General features: G+C 69.9%; 5 protein-coding genes. 1 reads left to right on the forward strand and 4 read right to left on the reverse strand.

The window, feature by feature from the left end:
• The coding region (locus AX685_RS23005; RefSeq protein ID WP_066492250.1) for a hypothetical protein at positions 1–1632 on the forward strand (1632 nt) is incomplete at its 5' end.
• Between the two features lie 96 nt (positions 1633–1728).
• Here AX685_RS23005 and AX685_RS20685 read toward each other — a convergent pair.
• The 4 genes from AX685_RS20685 to AX685_RS20700 form a co-directional block, all read right to left on the reverse strand.
• Entirely contained in the window at positions 1729–2253 is a 525-nt protein-coding gene (locus AX685_RS20685) for a GNAT family N-acetyltransferase (RefSeq protein WP_066492252.1), read from the reverse strand.
• A gap of 7 nt (positions 2254–2260) precedes the next feature.
• Positions 2261–3052 (reverse strand): enoyl-ACP reductase FabI, encoded by a 792-nt coding sequence (gene fabI, locus AX685_RS20690; RefSeq protein ID WP_066492265.1) that lies wholly within the window; start codon positions 3050–3052, stop codon positions 2261–2263.
• A gap of 38 nt (positions 3053–3090) precedes the next feature.
• Complete coding sequence (locus AX685_RS20695; protein WP_066492268.1) at positions 3091–4038, reverse strand: YihY/virulence factor BrkB family protein; 948 nt, start codon at positions 4036–4038, stop codon at positions 3091–3093.
• 6 nt (positions 4039–4044) lie between these two features.
• The coding region (locus AX685_RS20700; protein WP_331710196.1) for a DnaJ C-terminal domain-containing protein at positions 4045–4392 on the reverse strand (348 nt) is incomplete at its 5' end.

Raw genomic sequence — 4392 nt, forward strand, 5'->3', positions numbered from 1 at the left:
CTGGTGGCGGGGTTCGGCGCGGGCGTGGCGCATGCCGACGACAAGGCCGATTTCGAGCGTTGCGACGGGCGGCAGCATCCCGGCAAGCAACCCGACGGGCTGCGCGGGCAGGTCGGCTCCACGCCGTTCCAGCTGCTGGGCGGGAGCCGCGATGCGCAGACGATCGCCGCCTGCACTGTCGCGCTGGGCAGCCCGCGGCTGTTGCCGACGCAGACGCTGCGGCGCGCGCATCTGTTGCGTGCGCGGGCGGCCGCGCGGCTCCATTCCGACGATCTGGCCGGGGCGGTGGCGGATCTGGACCTGGCCGAGGCGGCGGCCGGGCCGCTGGCGCAGGACCGGTTTTACCAGCGCAGCATGGGTGTGTCGTTGACGCTGCTGCGCGCGCTGGCGGCCGCGCGCAAGGGCGACGTGGCCGCGGCAGCGCCGCTGGCGCGGCAGGCGATCGCGGCGCGCCCCTATGCGCTGGAGGTGCAGCAGGTCGCGTCGACGATCCTGCAGTTCGAGCCGGGCGGGACGCCGGGCGACCTGCTGCGGCTGGACCCCGATGCCGCGACCGGAATGCTGATCCGTGAAGCGGATGCGGGCAATTTCGCGTGGGTCGTCGCGCTGGCGCCGTCCGTCGCCGTATCGTGGCCGACCGAGCCGCTGCCGCCGCTGGCGCTGGCGCTGCGTTCCCCCGACTCGGACCGGCTGCTGGCGGCGATGATGGTGAGCTATCACATCGCCTATGCGCGCGCCGTGACCGGCGACGTCGCCGGCGCGAAGGCGATGCTGGCGGAGGTACGCCAGCGGATGGCCGCCGCGCTGCCGGCCGCCGCGGCGACGCCGGTGCCGGCCGCGACGGGCAAGGATGCGGAGAAGGCGTCAGCCGCGCTGCCCGCGCTGGCGACGGCGATCCGCGAGCGGCTGGGCGAGTTTTCCGAACGCTATGCCAAGCGGATCGAGGCGCGGATCGCGGTGGCCGAGAAGCGCCCCGACGATGCGCTCGCGATCATGAAGGCGACGCCGATGCCGCCCAACGCCGCGACCGCCGAACTGATGAGCGCGGTGAAGGCGGCGCTGCCCGCGGACAAGGCGGCGGCGGTGGGATCGTTCGAACCGGCCGACGCCGATGCCGCCAAGGCGCGTCGCGACGGGCTGGTCGCCGTGATCCCGCTCGCGATGATCGCGCCCGAAACGCCGCGATCGGTGGTCGATTACGACCGTGCACGCCCGAACATCCTCGGCGCGTTGATCGGCGGCGCGCTGAGCATGGGGACCAGCCTGCTCGGGGGGATCAGCCGCACCGACGGCTTCCGCTCCACCCCCAACGCCGACGGGACGGTGATGGTGGAGTTCATCGGCAACACCCCGTCGCAGACGCTGGTGCAGGAAATGACGCTGCTGCGCGCGGCGGAAGTCGCGAAGGCAGCGGGGAAGCCCGCGTTCGTGATCGTCAAGCGCAACGATTACATGCGCCGGCTGGTGCAGACCCAATATGGCCGCGAGATCAGCAGCACGCCGACCGGGTACAAGACCGAACTGACGATCCGCGCGGTCGACAAGGGCGTCGATCCGGCACGCGCGCTGGACGCGACCGGAGTGATCGATGCGCTGGGGCCCTTGTATTACGAGGAGAAGAAGCCGGCGTGAGGGTGGGGGGCTCGCGCCGGGTGGCGCCGCCCGGGTGCGGTCTGGAGCCTTTCGCTGGGATGACGTTTGGCGGGAGGGGCCGGTCTTGGTTCGTGGTCAGTCTACCGACAGCGCGGCGAAGGCGGGGGCGTGGCGGGCCTCGCCGCGGGTGCCGCAGGGCATCAGTCCGCCCTGCAGCGGCAGCGCCATCAGATAGTCGCCGGCATAGGGGGAGGCGAAGTTGCGCGCGTAATCGGCGTGGAAGCCGAAGCGTTCGTAGAAGGACGGCTCGCCCAGCACGAAGCACAGGACGATGCCGGCGCGCTCCAACTGTTCGATGCCTGCCCGGATCAGCGCCTCCGCCACGCCCTGCCGGCGCCACGCCGGGGCGACCGCGACCGGCGCGAGCGCGACGGCGGGGATCGCCTTGCCGCCGGCATCGACCCGCATCCGGCTGAACGCGACCGCGCCGGCGAGCGCCCCGTCATCCTCGTCCACCGCGACCAGCATCAGCACCATGTCGCCGTCGACGCACAGCCGGCGGACCAGATCGGCCTCGTCCGCGCGCGGGAAGCCGGCGCGGAGGAGCGCGTCGATCGCGGCGACATGCGCGGCGCCGGCGGGGTGGATCGCGATGGTCATGCGCGCGTCAGGCGAGCGCGATGTCGGGCGCGTCCTCCGCCTTCATCCCGATGACGTTGTAGCCGGCGTCGACATGATGGATTTCGCCGGTGACGCCGCTGGCGAGATCGGACAGCATGTACAGGCCCGCGCCGCCGACATCCTCGATCGTGACGGTGCGGCGCAGCGGGGCGTTCAGCTCGTTCCATTTCAGGATGTAGTTGAAGTCGCCGATGCCGCGCGCCGCCAGGGTCTGGATCGGGCCGGCGGAGATGGCGTTGACGCGGATGTTGCGCGGCCCCAGATCGACCGCGAGATATTTCACGCAGGTTTCCAGCGCGGCCTTGGCCACGCCCATGACGTTGTAATGCGGGATGACCTTTTCCGCGCCATAATAGGTCAGCGTCAGGATCGCGCCGCCTTCCGGCATCATCGCCTGCGCGCGCTGCGCCACCGCGACCAGCGAATAGGCCGAGATGTTCATCGTCATCAGGAAATTGTCGAGCGTGGTGTCGTAGAACTTGCCGCGCAGCTGCGACTTGTCGGAAAAGCCGATCGCATGGACGACGAAATCGATCGTCGGCCATTCCTTCGCCAGTTCGGCAAAGGTCGCGTCGAGCGCGTCCATGTCCGACACGTCGCAGTCGAACAGCCGCGCGACGCCCAGCTGCTCGGCCAGCGGGCGGACGCGCTTTTCCATCGCCGCACCCTGATAGGAAAAGGCGAGCTCCGCGCCCGCCTCGCTCAACTGCTTGGCGATCCCCCAGGCCAGCGACTTGTCGTTGGCCAGGCCCATGATCAGCCCGCGCTTGCCCGCCATCAATCCGTTCACGCCGTCACGCCCTTCATTCGATTTCGCTAAGTCGTTGCGCTCCCCTCTACTACCGGTTCGGGCGGCTCCGCCAGTGCCGCGTTGAGATGGGCGCCGAACACGAGGCCTAGACCGATGAGGTAGAAAAACAGCAGCATCACCACGACCCCCGCCAGACTGCCATAGGTCAGGTCGTAGCCGCCCAGCTGCGACAGGACGAACGGCAGGCCCGCGGTCATGCTGACCCACCACAAGGTCGTGAACAGCGCGCCGGGCCATTTGCGACTTTCGGACTTGCGGTATTTCCCCGGCGTGACCGAGTAGAACAGCATGTAGAGCGCGCCGAACATGATCGCCGCGGGCACCAGCCGGGCAAGGCCGAGCCAGCTGGCGACATCCTGCGCCACCGGCAGCAGGCGGTAGATGAACTGTTCGGCGGCGGTCAGTACGCCCTGTACCAGGAACGAGATCAGCGCGATCACCACCGAGGCGATGATCGCGAGGCTGAGGCCGAGGCGGGCGCGCCACAGCGACTGGCTGCTGCGCGTGCCGTAGGCGCGGCGGAAGATGTCGCGGATCGTCTCCGCGAAGCTGCCGACCGTCCACAGCCCGATCAGCGCGCCCAGCCACAGCAGCGAGCCGGTGCGCGCCGCCAGCACGTCGGCGATCGGCTTGCGCAGGATGTCGGCGACATTGGGGGGCAGCACCGACAGGAAGCTGCGCACCGCATGCTGCACGTCGTCGCTCTGCCCCACGACCGAGGCGATCGCGGCCGCGACGATGAAGAATGGAAACACCGTCATCAGCGCGAGATAGGCCAGGTTTCCCGCGTGCATGAACCCGTCATTATAGACGCCGATCAGCGCGCGCTTGAGCACTTCCCACGCATAGGCGCCCGGCCGCACCCGTGCCAGCCGCCGGTCGAGCCGGCGGCGCGCCGCAGCGTGATCGCGGCCGCGATCCTCGGGGGTGAGTGCCGTCTGGCCGTCTGTCACGGGGGATCAGACGCCCATCGCGGCGCGCGGGTTCCCTCCTCCGGTCCAGCCGGCAACGAACGCCTTGAGCGCGGCATCCTCCGCGGGGACGTCGACCACCAGCGTGACCAGCTGGTCGCCGCGCTCGCCGCCCTTGCGATGGAAGCCCTTGCCCTTCAGGCGCAGCGTCTTGCCCGAGGTGCTGCCGGCCGGCACGGTAATCATCACGGGATTTTCGACCGTGGGGCATTTCACCTTGCCGCCCTCTACGGCTTCCTTGAGCGTGATCGGCAGGTCGAGGCGCACGTCGTCGCCGTCGCGGGTGAAATAGCGGTGCGGCTGCACCTCGATCGTGACGATCGCGTCGCCGGCGCC

Source organism: Sphingomonas sp. CCH9-F2 (genome assembly GCF_001556735.1).
Classification (GTDB): domain Bacteria; phylum Pseudomonadota; class Alphaproteobacteria; order Sphingomonadales; family Sphingomonadaceae; genus Sphingomonas; species Sphingomonas ginsenosidimutans.

Excerpts from the sequence above, each read along its gene's own strand:
- AX685_RS20685 (WP_066492252.1), bottom strand. The coding sequence starts at position 2,253 with ATGACCATCGCGATCCACCCCGCCGGCGCCGCGCATGTCGCCGCGATC.
- fabI (WP_066492265.1), bottom strand. The coding sequence starts at position 3,052 with ATGGCGGGCAAGCGCGGGCTGATCATGGGCCTGGCCAACGACAAGTCG.